Here is a 13,878-nt window from a genome sequence, read left to right as displayed (position 1 = left end):
TAGTGCTCAAACCAGGGTCACGGGCCTGCCCACCCCTTGCAACGCTGGCCGCTGAGCGGAACGTCTGAGGTGCGCGCTCAACCCCGGCTACGCCGGGGTTGAGGTCCCCAGGGATTTACACCAACACAGGGGACGCAAGCGAATCTTCAGCCTCATGTCATCTTCGCTTCGATGAAAGTTGCCTGCACTGAGAAGCCTTCATTGGTTTGCCAAGGGATCCGTGCCAGAGGCGCTGTTCGGCGTGGAAAAGCTTCCAGTTACTAGCGGGCCATTTTATTGTTTCACTCTTCGTCCTATCGTGTTGACTGTGGCGCAATAGCGGCCGCGTCACTCCCGAGCCATGAATCTGATCTTTGATACAGAAATCTTGGGCCAGGCACATGGGCGACCGCTCAATCGTGGTGGCATCTTTCGGTATTCAAGTGAGCTGCTGCTGGCGCTCCATTATCAGGGTGACTGTGCCCTGACTCCCTATTGCCCTGAGCCTCTGTTCAAGGCAGCTGCCGACATGGAACTGCAAGCCCTTGGCTTGATCCCCGGGCAGCCTGTCAGTGCCAGTGGGGCGACTGCGAGCCGTGGAATGTTGTCATCGCCAGGGTGGATCAAGCCAGCCTTGAAGCATGGTTATCGGCTGTTTTCTCGTCTGCCCCAGATTAAAGGCTGGCGCCGCCGGAGATTTGCCGAACTCCTTCAGTCGATCACTGCTGAGAACGTGGTGTATCACACCCCCTTCTATGGCCTCCCGGATGAGATTCGTGACCAGGCCGGGATGCCCGTGTTCATCACGGTCCATGACATGCTGCCAATGACACAGCCTCGCTTCTTTGCGCAAGAGGCGATCAGGCATTTTGCCGCGATGATGAAGCGACTCAGGGCCACCGATCATGTCGTTTGTGTCTCCCAGGCAACACGGCAAGACTTCTTAAGCCATCAGCACGTGGTCCCTGAGTCCAACGTTCATGTGACACCTTTGGCGGCGTCCCCAAGCCTTGACGCTGTCAGGGATCCGGGTGTTCTGCTGGCAGCTCGGAGCCGGTATGGCATCCCCGAGCATTCCTCTATTCTTCTCAGCCTCTGCACCCTTGAGCCACGCAAGAATCTCATGACGTTGATCGAGGCCTACGAGGCCATGGTCTCCAAGCTGCCTGCCACGGCCTGCGTGCTGGTTCTGGCAGGTTCTCTGGGGTGGAAGACATCGCCATTGATGGAACGAATCAGCCAGAGCTCGGCCCACGGCTCCATCATCATCACTGATCATGTGGCGGAATCTGATCTCGCCGTGCTCTATTCGCTGGCTGATGCCTTCGTTTATCCATCCTTATATGAAGGTTTTGGGCTCCCCCCCCTGGAGGCCATGCAGTGTGGAACTCCTGTGATCGTTGGGCATACGTCGTCGTTGCCTGAGGTGGTGGGTGATGCGGCGCTGTTCGTTGATCCGCACAGTCCAGCTGAGCTGAGGATGGCGATGGAGCGCCTGTTGGCCTCTCCGTCACTTCGTCAAACGATGGCGCAACGCTCTATCGAACAAGCAAGCCGTTTCAGCTGGTCCCAAACGGCCCATCTCACCACGCAGATTTACCGCAAAGTTCTGCTCAGCTGATCGGATGAAACCCTTGCTCAGAGCCACGGCGTTGGTCTATCGCCCCGATGGCTTTCGTGCTATCGGTGGGATCAGGTGTCTGGCGATGGAAGTCGTCCGGCAGCAGGATCCTTCGTCCTGTTGTGTGGTTGTCTCCCGTTCATCCCCGGCTGATTCTTTTGATGGCGGCTTGCCTGGAATCCCCGTCGTCCACAAGCTCCATGGCGTTTCCCGGATGTTGATTTTCGGCTGTGACAGCCCGTGGGCCTATGGCCTGGTGGTACGCACCCGTTTGTTGCGCCCTTCGCTCAAAATTGGTTGGTTGCCCAGTTTTCATGATCCCTCTTCGGTGAGTCATGCCTGGCGCGCCAGGTTGGCGCAGTTGGCATTGAAGGCAACTCAGAGTTGGGGGATCACAGTTTATGCACAGACGTCCCATGAACGCAAGCTTCTGGATGGGGGGCTCTGCCAGCTTTCCAGTCATGGTTTGCCTGCGGACGTCAAGGAGAATCTTGCTGGCCGACTTGATCTCGGCCGTTTCAGTGCCACTTCACCGCGTCCTGTCGATCTGTTGTTTTTGGGTCGACCCACGCGACAGAAGGGTTGGATGCGCTTCCTCACTCTTGCTCGTTTGACGCGACTTCATTGCTTGGCCATCGTTCCCTTCGAGCCAACGACCGACAACATCCCTGAGAACGTACAGCTTGTGATTAGACTTTCCGATGATGCAATTCAGGCTTGCTTGTCGCGCTCCAAGGTAGTGATCATCCCGGCCGACTATGAATCTTTCGGAATTGCCCAGTTGGAAGCGGTGGCTGCCGGCTGTGCCGTGCCTTTGCTTGGGCGCTGGCCGCTCTGGGATCACTTCCTCCATCTCCATTGGCAGGGTTGTCGTGACGACGTTCTCGCTGAACGCTTGCGGCGACTCTGTCGCTCCCCGCGGCTTCTGCAACGAATTGCACACCAACAGGCTCAATACATTTTTAACCATCCGATCACGTCCACCGCATTCCTGCCCGGGTTCTGAATCCGTTTTTGATTTGATCTCCAGTCCTCTGGTCTCCATCGTTGTTCCCTTTCGTGATCAGGGCGACTATCTGATCCAGGCTGCTCACTCGCTTCGTTCCCAGACTTTTCATTGCTGGGAATGTCTGTTGGTCGATGACAACTCCCAGGCCTATGCCCGCTCCTGTGCGCAATGGCTGGTTCGCACCGATCCAAGATTCAGGCTTCTCTCCGTTGTCGACAAACTCCATGCTCCGGGGCCATGGTATGCCCGTAACGTTGGTATCGCCAGTGCACGCGCCAGCCTGATTGCGTTTCTTGATGCCGATGACCTCTGGCACCCTTGCAAGCTCGAGCGTCAGCTTCCGTTGCATCTTGATCATGCCATTGAGATTTCCGTTACGGCGTACCATCGCTTCGTCGATTCATCACACCAGCTGATTGAGACCCGCTTCCCACCGACAGGGCTCTCTTATCGACAACTGCTCAGGGGCAACGTGATTCCCCTTTCAACGGTTGTGGTTCAACGGTCGTGGCTGGAGGATCCCTTTCGGCCTGAGCGTCACGAAGACTATGGTCTCTGGCTGCGTCTGTTCGAGCGGATGCCGCCCCCTGCCTATGGCCTGATCAGGGAACCCTTGATGGCCTATCGCCTGCATTCAACCTCGCTTTCGGCCCAGAGAGGCCGCAGCATCGTGGCTGTTGAACGGTTGTTTCGCCGCCATGCCCCTTCAGCTTGGACTCGATCATGGCTAGTGGCTCGCTGGGCGCTGGCTCGTGGCTGCGGTTTTCTCGTTGCTCGGATGAACAGGAGGCTGGCTCCATCCCAACTTCTTCCTGAAGCCTTTGCAGCGTCTCTCTCCGCTCAGGGGATGGCCGCCTCCGCGTCAGGCAGGCCACCCCATGTCCTGCCCTGATCACCGATACCCAGGGAAGGCCCATCGTCCAGTTCAGGTGCCCCCGCTGGGACGGTCACCCAGGAACTCCAGGATTTCCCGGTCCTTGAGGTTCTGGGCCCGCCCGCCGCAGACTTCCTGCAGGGGCCGGCCCGCCGCCACTTCGCGCAGGCAGGTCTGCAGCCGGCTCAGTTCGCTCTCGAGGGTGTCGATGCGCTCCATCAGGTTGCGGATCACCCTGGCTTCGGCATCGGGAAGCTGGGAGTGGGCAAGGGGATCGATGCGCACCCCCGACTGATGAATCACCCGGCCCGGAACGCCCACCACAGTGCTGTCGGGGCCCACATCGCGCAGCACCACTGAGCCGGCGCCGATGCGGGTGTTGGTGCCCACAGTGATCGCCCCGAGCACCTTGGCGCCCGCTCCCACCACCACGTTCTCCGCCAGGGTGGGGTGGCGTTTGCCGTGTTCCTTGCCGGTGCCGCCCAGGGTGACCCCCTGAAAGAGCAGGCAGCGATCGCCGATCTCGGCAGTTTCACCGATCACCACACCCATGCCGTGGTCGATGAACACGCCGTGGCCGATGGTGGCGCCTGGATGGATTTCAATGCCGGTGAGCAGGCGTCCGATCTGGGAGCAGAGCCGGGGCAGCAGCGGCACCTTCAGGGTCCAGAGGCGGTGGCTGAGGCGGTGCAGCACCAGCGCCTGGAAGCCCGGGTAGCAGAGCAGGATCTCCAGGGTGCCGCGAGCAGCCGGGTCCCGCTCCCGGATGATGCGCAGATCCGCCAGCAGGGGGTTCAGGATTCGCCGGATCACAGAACCCAAGGGGCGACATCAGAGCAGTAACGGATTCATCCTGCCTGAGCGGCTTCGCCTTCGGCGTACCCTTCGCGGGGCCCGATCAGGCCGATCTCCTTGCGCAGCAGATTGATGGTGGCGGCCCCCAGGTAGCTCTGGGCGCAGTGCACCTGGGGCAGCCGCATCAGCTGGGAGCGGTTCTGGCGCAGGGTCTGCTCCACCAGGGGCAGGCTGGGGCGATCGCAGAGCACATGGCTGGCGGCCCGCAGCAGAGCCAGCAGACGGCTGCCCACGTCGGGGTTGGCCGTCATCACCAGCAGCTCGTTGCCGCGCATGCTGTGCAGGATCACCTCCGCGGCCCGCAGGATGCCCGGGCTGATGCTCACCAGGCCCACGCAACTGCCGGCCCGCAGCTCCTTGAGCAGGTTGAGCTCGTGGTGGAAGTCGTTGAGGTCGACCGCCACCGCCCGCACCCCGTAGCGCTGGGCCAGCTCCTCCACGGGCTGGAGGAAGTAGCGGCTGGTGACCACGGTGCCGTTGCTGGAGCTCTCGAGCACAGCCTCGAGCTCCTCCATCGGCACCACCTCCACGGGCACCTCCAGGGCAGGCTCCAGCTCCTCGGCGATCAGCATCGAGGCGCCGATGTCTTCGCGGGGGGTGGAGACCAGCACCCGGGCGCCGCAGCGCAGTCGCCAGTCGATCTCGCGGGTGAGCAGCTCGCGGGCCTGCTGCAGGGTGCAGCCGGCATTGAGCAGGCCGTCGACGCACTGGCGCACCTCGCGGTCGATGTCTGGGCGCAGACGGCTGCGCAGGCCCGGCGGCACTTTGAGCTCACGGGGCTTCTGCTGGTCGCGCACGTAGATGCCCGAGCCGGCCATCGCCTCCACCACTCCATCGTTCTCCAGTTGGCGGTAGACCTTGCTGATCGTGTTGCGGTGCAGCCCGGTCTGCATCGCCAGTTGCCGCGTGCTCGGCAGGCGGTGGCCCGGAGGGTAGTGCCGGGCGGCGATCGCGAAGCAGATCTGGTTGTAAAGCTGGGTCGACGCCGGGATGTCGCTTTCCTGCTGGATGTGGAATCGCACGCCGGAGGGAACCAGTAAGGGTTGCGCCACCCTACGGAGCTTCGGCGCTGGTGACAATTCCCCCTGTGGCATAAGAGTCTGTGCCGGTTGCCGATGCGGTAACAGCCGTCACAGTGGCCGGCGCTCAGTCGACCCTCCTGCACCCATTCCTGCCATGGCCGAGTGGATCACGATCGAACCGATGCCCGGGGTGCCTGAGGCCTGTGCCCTGCGCTGCTGGTGGGCGCCACCGGTGGCCGAGCCCCGGGGCGGCGTGCTGGTGTTGCCGGAAGTGTTCGGCCTCAACAGCTGGGTTCGCAACGTCTCGGGGCGGCTGGCGGAGCAGGGGTACGCGGCCCTGGCGGTGCCGCTGATGGCCCGCACGGCCCCTGATCTGGAGCTGGGGTACAGCCCCGCTGAACTGGCGATCGGGCGTGCGCACAAGGACCAGGTCGGAGCGGATCAGCTGCTGGGGAATCTGCAGACGGCTGCGACCTGGTTGCAACAGCGGCTGCCGGGCCGGCCGGGCCTGGGCTGTCTGGGGTTCTGCTTCGGCGGCCATGCCGCCCTGCTGGCGGCCCCCGAGTCTGGAGGTGCAACGGGATGTGGCTGGGGTCCTGCGCGTCTTCTGCGGCCGCCTGGATCCGCTGATTCCCCCCGCTGATGTGGAGGCGATCGCGGCGGCCCTGGCGCCTGATGCTGGAGCTGTTCGCAGGCGAGCTGAAACCGGGCTGAGGCCGGATCAGGCTTCGCTGGCGGCCGATTCGGCGTTGCTCAGCTGCCGGATCGGGGAGGGAATGGTGCGCACCGCCTTGGCGGCCTGGGCGGCGGCATCCTTCTCTTTGGTGAGCGGTGTCTTGCGCGGAGTGAGAAACATGATCATGTTCCGGCCTTCCCGCTTGGGGTCCTGCTGGATCTCGGCGCTCTCCTCGAGATCCTTGGCCATGCGGTAGAGGAGTTGCTCAGCCAGGGCGGTGTGCTGGATCTCCCGGCCCCGGAAGATCACGGTGCACTTGACCTTGTCGCCGTCCTTGAGGAAGCGCACGGCCTGACCGATCCGCACCTGGTAGTCGTGCGAGTCGATCTTGTAGCGCATCTTGACTTCCTTGACCTCGGTCTGGTGCGACTTCTTCTTCGCTTCCTTGGCTTTCTTTTCCTGCTCGAACTTGAACTTGCCGTAGTCCATGATCCGGCAGACCGGTGGATCGGCTTTCTCGCTGACCAGCACCAGGTCGAGCTCGCGGTCCTTGGCCACATCCAGGGCTTCCTCCCTGGTGATCACCCCGAGCTGGCTGCCGTCGGCATCGACCACCCTGAGCTGGGGGTAGTTGATCCGTTCGTTGATGTTGGGGAGCTCCCGGACGGGTGCGCGGCGATCGAAACGGGGACGAGGAGGCATTCAGAGAGGCGAGGGACCGGCAGTGGGGTCAGTGAAGCTGGCATGACCAGATGGTCACCCTAGGACGCGCTGCACCGCCGGCAACGCCTGGAGGAGCGGATTGTCGCCCTCCAGCCAGAGGGGCTGATGCTGGCGGCGAAACCAGGTGCGCTGCCGTTTGGCGTACTGAAGCGTGCGGCGAGTGGTCAGGGCGATGGCCTCCGCCAGCGCCAGCTCTCCGGCCAGCAGGGAGCGGGCTTCGCCGTAGCCGATCGTGCCCAGCAGGGGCAGGTCGGCTCCGTAGCGGCTGATCAGCTGCTCGGTTTCCTCCACCAGGCCATCCCTGTAGAGCTGCTGGCTGCGCCGGCTGATGCGCTCGCGCAGATCCGGGGGGTTCAGCCCCAGCTCCAGCAGCCGCCAGGGGGGTGGGCAGGCGCTGGGCTGGGCCGCATGGGGCCGGCCCGTGGCATAGATCACCTCCAGGGACCGCTGGGTGCGCACGGCGTCGGCGGGGTTGATCCGTCCGGCGGCCAGCGGATCGGCCTGGGCCAGAAGCTGATGGCAGAAGGGCTGGCCGAGCTGCTGGAGCTGGGCCCGCAGGGCGGGCTGGGGTGGCACCGCGGGAGGCTGCAGGCCCTGGGTGAGGGCGCGCAGGTAAAGGCCGCTGCCGCCCACCAGGAACGCCACCCCCCTGCGGCGGTGCTCGGCGGCGATGGCGGAGCGGGCGAGGCTGCAGAATTCCTGGAGGTTGATCGGCTGGTCGGGGTCCCGCAGATCCAGCAGGCCGTGGCGCACCTGTTTCCGTTGCTGGGCGCTCGGTTTGGCGGTGCCGATGGTCATCCCCCGGTAGAGCTGGCGGGAGTCGACCGAGAGCACCGCCAGATCAAGGGCATGCGCGAGCTCGATCGCCAGGGCGGTCTTGCCGCTGGCGGTGGGACCCACCAGGGCGATCAGCAGGGGCGGCTGGGGCATGGAATTGCGGGGGGTGCACCCCTGGCTCGAATGGGCCGTCAGAGACCCCTGAGGGCGGCTCAGAGCCTTCGGTGGTAAAATACGGGCCATCGGCAGAGGTTTGGGCGCCCCATTCGCCCTTGCCATCCTCTTGTGTCTGCCCAGCCGTTTTCTTCCCCCATGGACCTCGCCGTCCGCCAGGTGTGCCCTCCGGAATGAGCGACGCTTCCAAGATTCAACACGCCTACGGCGCCGAACAGATTCAGGTGCTCGAGGGCCTGGAGCCGGTGCGCAAGCGCCCGGGCATGTACATCGGCACCACGGGGCCGCGGGGGCTCCACCACCTCGTCTACGAGGTGGTCGACAACTCCGTCGACGAGGCCCTCGCCGGCCATTGCGATCAGATCCTCGTCCGCCTCTGCGAGGACGGGTCCGCCGAGGTCACCGACAACGGCCGCGGCATTCCCACCGACGTTCATCCCCGCACCGGCAAGTCGGCGCTGGAAACGGTGCTGACCGTTCTGCACGCCGGCGGCAAGTTCGGCAGTGGCGGTTACAAGGTGTCCGGTGGCCTGCACGGGGTGGGCATCTCGGTGGTCAATGCCCTCAGTGAATGGGTGGAGGTCACGGTGCGCCGTCAGGGCCAGGTGCACCGCCAGCGCTTCGAGCGCGGCGCCCCGATCGGCAGCCTGCGGTCCGAGACCGATCCCAGTGGCGCCACGGGCACGGCCGTGCGCTTCAAGCCCGACATTGAAATCTTCAGCGTCGGGATCGAGTTCGATTACGCCACCCTCGCGGGCCGCCTGCGCGAGCTGGCCTACCTCAATGGCGGGGTACGCATCGTCTTCCGCGATGAGCGCGCGGCCGCCAAGGGCGCCGATGGTGAAGCCCATGAGGAGATCTATCACTACGAAGGGGGCATCCGCGAGTACGTCGCCTACATGAATGCGGGCAAGGATCCCCTCCATCCCGACATCATCTACGTCAATGCCGCCAAGGATGGCGTCCAGGTGGAAGCGGCGATGCAGTGGTGCGTGGACGCCTACTCCGACAGCATTCTCGGCTTTGCCAACAACATTCGCACCGTCGATGGCGGCACCCACATCGAGGGCCTGAAAACAGTGCTCACCCGCACCCTCAACACCTTTGCCAAGAAGCGGGGCAAACGCAAGGATGCCGATCCCAACCTCGCCGGCGAGAACATCCGCGAAGGCCTCACGGCTGTGCTCTCGGTGAAGGTGCCCGACCCTGAGTTCGAGGGTCAGACCAAGACCAAGCTGGGCAACACCGAGGTCCGCGGCATCGTCGATTCGGTGGTGGGCGAAGCGCTGGGTGAATTCCTGGAATTTCATCCCCAGGTGATCGACCTGATCCTGGAGAAGGCCATTCAGGCCTTCAATGCCGCCGAGGCAGCCCGCCGCGCCCGCGAGTTGGTGCGGCGCAAGTCGGTGCTGGAGAGCTCCACCCTGCCCGGCAAGCTGGCCGACTGCAGCTCCCGTGATCCGGCCGAATCGGAGATCTACATCGTGGAGGGCGATTCGGCTGGAGGCTCGGCCAAGCAGGGACGTGATCGTCGCTTCCAGGCCATTCTGCCCCTGCGCGGCAAGATCCTCAACATTGAGAAAACCGACGACGCCAAAATTTATAAAAATACCGAGATTCAGGCCCTGATCACGGGTCTTGGGCTGGGAATCAAGGGCGAAGAATTCAATCTTTCGGCCCTGCGTTACCACCGCATCGTGATCATGACCGATGCCGATGTGGATGGCGCCCACATCCGCACCTTGCTGCTCACCTTCTTCTATCGCTACCAGAAAACCCTGCTCGAGGGCGGCTACATTTACATTGCCTGCCCCCCTCTCTACAAGGTGGAGCGGGGCAAGAATCACACCTATTGCTACAACGAACAAGACCTCAAGACAACCCTTGAGGGTTTCGGCGAGAAGGCCAACTACACCATCCAACGCTTCAAGGGCCTTGGCGAGATGATGCCCAAGCAGCTGTGGGAAACCACCATGGATCCCACCACCCGCATGATGAAGCGGGTGGAGATCGAAGATGCCGCCGAGGCCGATCGTATCTTCACGATCCTGATGGGCGACAAGGTAGCTCCCCGCCGCGAATTCATCGAAACCCACAGCGCTGAACTGGATTTCGCCCAGCTCGACATCTGATGACCTGGCGCTGGGCCTGGATCCTCGGCTTTGCCCTGATCGCCCCGGCGGCCCTGCCTGCTGGCGGCGGCGAGCGCCGATCCCCCCAGCTGCGGCGTCGCCAGGCTGGCGAACCCCTGGTTTCGGGAGTCACCCCCGACCCCAGCCACGCCCTGCGCACGGCTCCCCACCACCGCGCTCCCAGCCTGATCCCCTTGCGAGCGGGGGAGCCGCTGCGCTTGCTGAGGGTGTGGCAGGAGCCAGGCGGCGAGCAATGGTTTCACGTGGAAACACCTGGCCCTGCCGGCTCACCCCGGCGCGGTTGGCTGGCCGGGTGAAGGCAGAAGCACCCGGTCGGCCAGGAGGGCACTCAGCCAGGCCCCGGCGGGCGCCGTGATCACGATGCTGAGCACCGCCACTGCCAGGATCACCTCCCCGGGGCCGCTGGGCATCCCGGCCGCCTGCATGGTGAGCAGGGGCACCGCTCCGATGGCCGCCTGCACCGTGGCTTTGGGGGTGTAGGCCACCACCACGAACAGCCTCTCCCCAGCGTTGAGCGTGCTGCGGGCGAGGCAGGCCAGGGTGCCCAGGGAGCGGGCCAGCAGCCCCAGGCCCAGCACCGCCAGCCCCGCCAGGACATTGCTCCAGGCCACCCCCAGGTTCAGCTGGGCTCCCACCAGCACGAACAGCACCAGCTCGGCGAACACCCAGATCGAGCTGAGCTTGGCCGCGATCGGGTGGGCGATGGTCTGCCGCAGCTCCAGGATCACCACCCCCATGGCGATCGCGGCAACCAGGCCGGTGAACGGCACCAGGCTGTTGATGCCCTCCTGCAGGCGCAGCAGCAGCAGGGCCAGGGCGAGCACGAGCAGGGTCTGCCGGTTGGCGTTGGGCCTGAACCGCTCGAACCAGCGGATCAGGCTCCAGCCCAGCAGGCCCCCGGCGAGGGCTCCGAGGGCCAGTCCCAGGGGAAGGCCCAGCAACCGGCCGCTCAGCTGTCCCTGGTCATTCACCAGCAACCCCAGCAGCACCCCGTTCACCACGATCACGGCGATGTCATCGAGGGAGGCGGCGGCCATCACCATCGAGGGAATCGACTTGGCGGTGCCCCTCTTCTGCTCGATCAGCCGCAGCATCAGGGGCACCACCACCGCCGGCGACACCGCCGCCAGCACCGAGCCCAGCAGGGCGGCCTCCAGCCAGCTGAGCTGCAGCAGGGGCTGGGCCACGGCCGTGATCATCAGGCCCTCGCAGCTGGCGGGAATCCAGGCCAGCAGCAGCACCCGCGCCCCCACCCGCCGCAGGGTGGCCAGATCGAGCCCGAACCCCACCCGCAGCAGGATCACGATCAGCGCCATCTGGCGCAGGTCGCCGCTGAGGGCCAGCAGGCGGGGGTCGATCAAGCCCAGGCCCGAGACCCCCAGGGCCACCCCCACCAGCAGCATGCCCACCAGGCCGGGCAGCCCCAACCGGCGGAAGAGGCCATCGGCCAGCAGACCGGCGATGATCAGCTCGGCAAGGCCCAGCAGTGGCATGGGTTCAGGCGGCCAGGGCCGCTTCGATCGCGGCGGTCAGCTCAGGGCCATCGGGCTCGACGGCGCTCTTGAAACGGCCCAGCACGGTGCCGTCCTTGCCCACCAGAAACTTCTCGAAGTTCCACTCCACATCGCCGGCCGGCTCCACCGTGGTCAGCAGGTCGTAGGGCGCTGTCTTGGTGCCCTTGGCGTGCACCTTGTCGAACAGGGTGAAGGAGGCGCCGTAGGTGGTGGCGCAGAACTGCTGGATCTCGGCCAGCGTGCCCGGCTCCTGAGCGCCGAAGTCGTTGCAGGGGAAGCCCAGCACCTGCAGGCCGCGGGGGCCGTAGCTGTCCTGAAGCTTCTGCAGGCCGGCGTACTGGCGGGTGAAACCGCAACGGCTGGCCACGTTGACGATCAACAGCACCTGGCCGGCGAATTCACCCAGCCGTTGCTCACCGCCCGTGGCGCTGCGCACCACCACATCCGACACATTCACAGCCATGGGAGAGTCGCAACCGGGCGGACCTTAAGCGGGCGGCCTCGCTGGCTCGGGTCTCCGCTCATACACTCGGTCAGCCGCGATCCTCCAGGCCGATGAGCGAGGGAACCAGCGGCAGTGGCGCTTCCACCGCCGGGTTGGCCAGCAACGGTCGGCTGCCGGTGGCCGAGGTGGTGGCGCGGCAGCTGGAGGCGCTGCTCACCGCGGGCAATTACGCCGGCGTCAAGCTGCTGCTTGAGCCGGTCCAGCCCGTCGACTGCGCCGAGGCGATCGGGGCCCTGCCGCGGACCCTGCAGGCCCTGGCTTTCCGTCTGCTGGCCAAGAACGAGGCGATCGAGGTCTACGAGTACCTCGATCCGCCCGTGCAGCAATCACTGCTGGAGCGGCTGCGCTCCGGTGAAGTGCTGGAGCTGGTGGAGGAAATGTCGCCCGACGACCGGGTGCGCCTGTTCGATGAGCTGCCGGCCAAGGTGGTGCGCAGGCTGCTGGTGGAGCTGAGCCCGGCCGAGCGGCGTGTCACCGCCCAGTTGCTGGGCTACCAGCCGGAAACGGCCGGTCGTCTGATGACGACCGAATTCATCGATCTCAAGGAGTTCCACAGCGCCGCCCAGGCCCTCGACATCGTGCGCCGCCGTGCCCGCGACACCGAAACCGTCTACAGCCTCTACGTCACCGACGCCTCCCGTCATCTCACCGGCATCCTTTCGCTGCGCGATCTGGTCACGGCCGATCCGGAGGATCGCATCGGTGATGTGATGACCCGGGAGGTGGTGAGCGTGACCACCACCACCGACCAGGAGGAGGTGGCCCGCATCATCCAGCGCTACGACTTCCTGGCCGTGCCCGTGGTGGATCTCGAGCAGCGACTGGTGGGGATCGTCACCGTCGATGACGTGATCGACGTGATCCAGCAGGAGGCCACCCGCGACCTCTACGCCGCCGGCGCCGTGCAGGCCGGCGACGAGGACGACTACTTCCAGAGCAACCTGTTCACCGTGGCCCGTCGCCGGGTGGTGTGGCTGCTGGTGCTGCTGGTGGCCAACACCGGCACCTCGGCGGTGATCGCCTCCGAGGAGGGCGTGCTCCAGAGGGTGGTGCGGCTGGCGGCCTTCATCCCGCTGCTGATCGGCACCGGTGGCAATGTGGGCGCCCAGAGCTCCACGGTGGTGATCCGCGGCCTGAGCACCCAGCGCATCCAGGCGCTGGGGGTGTGGCGCACGGTGGGACGTGAAGCGTTCTCAGGATTGCTGCTGGGTCTGCTGCTGGTGATCGTGGTGGTGCCCTGGGCCTGGCAGGTGGGGGGAGGGATGCTCGTGGCCACCGCCGCCGGCATCAGCCTGGTCTGCATCACCACCCTGGCGGCCACCGCAGGAGCCTCCCTGCCGCTGCTGTTCGACCGGCTGGGCCTGGATCCGGCCCTGATGTCGGCGCCGTTCATCACCACCGCCACCGACGTGGCCGGGGTGCTGATCTACCTCAAGACCGCCTCGTGGCTGCTGAACCACGTGGGCATGCCGGCCTGAGCGGGCCCGGCTCCGGAGGGCTCTGGCGGAACTCGCGCCATTCCTGAGAGGCCCTTCACACTTCTTCAGGTTAGGCTTTACACACCGTCAGAAGTTCCGTCGTCGTGGTCAGCACCCTCTCCGCCCGTCCAGCCGCCCTCCAGTCCGCCCCCGTGGTCGACACCCGCCAGGCCCCCATCGCCGTGCGTAACCTCCCGCCGGTGGATGGCGACCTGGTGCGCTCGTACCTGCGCGACATCGGCCGCGTGCCGCTGCTGACCCATGAGCAGGAGATCACCCTGGGCCGTCAGGTGCAGGAGCTGATGCGCCTGGAGGAAACGGAGCAGGAACTGGAGATGCGCGCCGGTGGCGAAAAGCCGAGCGCGGCGGAGTGGGCGAAGGCGGCCGGGCTGAGCCCGGCGCTGCTGAAGCGGAAGCTCTCGAGCGGCAGGCGCGCGAAGGAGCGGATGGTGGCGGCGAACCTGCGGCTGGTGGTGAGCGTGGCGAAGAAGTACACCAAGCGGAACATGGAGCTGCTG

14 protein-coding genes are annotated in these 13,878 nt (G+C 65.1%); 8 read left to right on the top strand and 6 right to left on the bottom strand.

Going from position 1 to position 13,878, the window contains the following annotated elements; genetic code table 11:
- Positions 1-340: 340 nt before the first annotated feature.
- From KQ297_RS12405 to KQ297_RS12395, 3 genes are read left to right on the top strand one after another with little or no spacing between them, the layout of a single operon-like run.
- Positions 341-1,600, top strand: coding sequence for a glycosyltransferase family 1 protein (locus tag KQ297_RS12405; protein ID WP_259739694.1), 1,260 nt, complete (start codon positions 341-343; stop codon positions 1,598-1,600).
- A 4-nt stretch (positions 1,601-1,604) separates the two neighbouring features.
- A complete protein-coding gene (locus KQ297_RS12400) occupies positions 1,605-2,606 on the top strand; it encodes a glycosyltransferase (RefSeq protein WP_259739693.1) in 1,002 nt (333 codons plus the stop codon).
- A 13-nt stretch (positions 2,607-2,619) separates the two neighbouring features.
- Positions 2,620-3,501 carry a glycosyltransferase family 2 protein gene (locus KQ297_RS12395; RefSeq protein WP_259739692.1) on the top strand — a complete coding sequence of 294 codons (882 nt, stop codon included), beginning with the start codon at positions 2,620-2,622 and terminating at the stop codon, positions 3,499-3,501.
- A 33-nt stretch (positions 3,502-3,534) separates the two neighbouring features.
- On the opposite strand, the gene cysE is transcribed toward KQ297_RS12395, so the two are convergent.
- Complete coding sequence (gene cysE / locus KQ297_RS12390; protein WP_399251804.1) at positions 3,535-4,296, bottom strand: serine O-acetyltransferase; 762 nt, start codon at positions 4,294-4,296, stop codon at positions 3,535-3,537.
- A gap of 35 nt (positions 4,297-4,331) precedes the next feature.
- Complete coding sequence (locus KQ297_RS12385) at positions 4,332-5,360, bottom strand: GntR family transcriptional regulator (protein WP_259739691.1); 1,029 nt, start codon at positions 5,358-5,360, stop codon at positions 4,332-4,334.
- 154 nt (positions 5,361-5,514) lie between these two features.
- Between KQ297_RS12385 and KQ297_RS12380 the strand changes: the two genes are divergently transcribed.
- Complete coding sequence (locus KQ297_RS12380; RefSeq protein WP_259739690.1) at positions 5,515-6,003, top strand: dienelactone hydrolase family protein; 489 nt, start codon at positions 5,515-5,517, stop codon at positions 6,001-6,003.
- A gap of 78 nt (positions 6,004-6,081) precedes the next feature.
- Here the strand turns inward: KQ297_RS12380 and infC are convergent, their stop codons facing one another.
- Both infC and miaA read right to left on the bottom strand, forming a co-directional pair.
- Positions 6,082-6,738 (bottom strand): translation initiation factor IF-3, encoded by a 657-nt coding sequence (gene infC, locus KQ297_RS12375; protein WP_259739689.1) that lies wholly within the window; start codon positions 6,736-6,738, stop codon positions 6,082-6,084.
- Between the two features lie 54 nt (positions 6,739-6,792).
- On the bottom strand, positions 6,793-7,689 hold the full coding sequence (miaA, locus tag KQ297_RS12370; protein ID WP_259739688.1) for a tRNA (adenosine(37)-N6)-dimethylallyltransferase MiaA: 897 nt from the start codon (positions 7,687-7,689) through the stop codon (positions 6,793-6,795).
- A 194-nt stretch (positions 7,690-7,883) separates the two neighbouring features.
- Here miaA and gyrB point away from each other — a divergent pair, with 194 nt between their 5' ends.
- The gene (gyrB, locus tag KQ297_RS12365) at positions 7,884-9,842 is read left to right on the top strand and encodes a DNA topoisomerase (ATP-hydrolyzing) subunit B (RefSeq protein ID WP_259739687.1); all 1,959 of its coding nucleotides are present in this window, start codon (positions 7,884-7,886) and stop codon (positions 9,840-9,842) included.
- The gene (locus KQ297_RS12360; RefSeq protein WP_259739686.1) at positions 9,842-10,159 is read left to right on the top strand and encodes an SH3 domain-containing protein; all 318 of its coding nucleotides are present in this window, start codon (positions 9,842-9,844) and stop codon (positions 10,157-10,159) included. Before gyrB ends, KQ297_RS12360 begins: the two co-directional genes overlap by 1 nt.
- Here KQ297_RS12360 and KQ297_RS12355 read toward each other — a convergent pair.
- Together KQ297_RS12355 and KQ297_RS12350 are read right to left on the bottom strand one after the other, a co-directional pair.
- Positions 10,130-11,356 carry a cation:proton antiporter gene (locus tag KQ297_RS12355; protein WP_259739685.1) on the bottom strand — a complete coding sequence of 409 codons (1,227 nt, stop codon included), beginning with the start codon at positions 11,354-11,356 and terminating at the stop codon, positions 10,130-10,132. The two genes, KQ297_RS12360 and KQ297_RS12355, sit on opposite strands and share 30 nt — an antisense overlap.
- A 4-nt stretch (positions 11,357-11,360) precedes the next feature.
- Positions 11,361-11,840 (bottom strand): glutathione peroxidase, encoded by a 480-nt coding sequence (locus KQ297_RS12350; RefSeq protein WP_259739684.1) that lies wholly within the window; start codon positions 11,838-11,840, stop codon positions 11,361-11,363.
- 92 nt (positions 11,841-11,932) lie between these two features.
- On the opposite strand from KQ297_RS12350, the gene mgtE reads away from it, so the two are divergent.
- Positions 11,933-13,360, top strand: coding sequence for a magnesium transporter (gene mgtE / locus KQ297_RS12345; protein WP_259739683.1), 1,428 nt, complete (start codon positions 11,933-11,935; stop codon positions 13,358-13,360).
- A 152-nt stretch (positions 13,361-13,512) separates the two neighbouring features.
- A partial coding sequence (locus tag KQ297_RS12340) for a sigma-70 factor domain-containing protein (RefSeq protein WP_311134005.1) occupies positions 13,513-13,878 on the top strand: 366 nt, incomplete at its 3' end.

Source organism: Synechococcus sp. CS-205 (assembly GCF_025128255.1).
GTDB lineage: Bacteria > Cyanobacteriota > Cyanobacteriia > PCC-6307 > Cyanobiaceae > Regnicoccus_A.
This window is presented reverse-complemented; position numbering and strand designations above follow the sequence as displayed.

Bases quoted from the DNA above. Each gene is read 5' to 3' on its own strand.
- KQ297_RS12405 (WP_259739694.1), top strand. From the start codon at position 341: ATGAATCTGATCTTTGATACAGAAATCTTGGGCCAGGCACATGGGCGA.
- KQ297_RS12400 (WP_259739693.1), top strand. From the start codon at position 1,605: ATGAAACCCTTGCTCAGAGCCACGGCGTTGGTCTATCGCCCCGATGGC.
- KQ297_RS12380 (WP_259739690.1), top strand. From the start codon at position 5,515: ATGGCCGAGTGGATCACGATCGAACCGATGCCCGGGGTGCCTGAGGCC.
- infC (WP_259739689.1), bottom strand. From the start codon at position 6,738: ATGCCTCCTCGTCCCCGTTTCGATCGCCGCGCACCCGTCCGGGAGCTC.
- miaA (WP_259739688.1), bottom strand. From the start codon at position 7,689: ATGCCCCAGCCGCCCCTGCTGATCGCCCTGGTGGGTCCCACCGCCAGC.
- gyrB (WP_259739687.1), top strand. From the start codon at position 7,884: ATGAGCGACGCTTCCAAGATTCAACACGCCTACGGCGCCGAACAGATT.
- KQ297_RS12360 (WP_259739686.1), top strand. From the start codon at position 9,842: ATGACCTGGCGCTGGGCCTGGATCCTCGGCTTTGCCCTGATCGCCCCG.
- KQ297_RS12355 (WP_259739685.1), bottom strand. From the start codon at position 11,356: ATGCCACTGCTGGGCCTTGCCGAGCTGATCATCGCCGGTCTGCTGGCC.
- KQ297_RS12350 (WP_259739684.1), bottom strand. From the start codon at position 11,840: ATGGCTGTGAATGTGTCGGATGTGGTGGTGCGCAGCGCCACGGGCGGT.
- mgtE (WP_259739683.1), top strand. From the start codon at position 11,933: ATGAGCGAGGGAACCAGCGGCAGTGGCGCTTCCACCGCCGGGTTGGCC.